This window comes from Salmonella sp. SAL4457, assembly GCF_046548235.1.
Classification (GTDB): Bacteria; Pseudomonadota; Gammaproteobacteria; order Enterobacterales; family Enterobacteriaceae; genus Salmonella; species Salmonella enterica.
The window spans coordinates 1-249 of the sequence record NZ_JBGDZO010001024.1 but is presented as its reverse complement, the minus strand read 5'-3'; the positions used below and the strand labels follow the sequence as shown (position 1 = coordinate 249).

General features: G+C 65.5%; 1 pseudogene. It reads left to right on the top strand.

What is annotated here, in order from left to right:
- Positions 1-249, top strand: a pseudogene (locus ACLJNW_RS27280) (hypothetical protein); the annotation flags it as partial.

Sequence of the window (249 nt, the reverse complement as noted above, 5' to 3'; positions counted from 1 at the left end):
CGTCCGCTCAAGGACAGCAGCGGGATCAGCGTCGACGACGTGGCCAAGCGCCTGATGGACTTCGGCTTCCATGCGCCGACCATGTCCTTCCCGGTGGCCGGCACGCTGATGATCGAGCCCACCGAGAGCGAGTCGAAGGCCGAGCTGGATCGTTTCTGCGACGCGATGATCCGCATCCGCGAGGAAATCCGCGCGGTGGAACGCGGCGAGCTGGACAAGGAAGACAACCCGCTGAAGAACGCGCCGCAC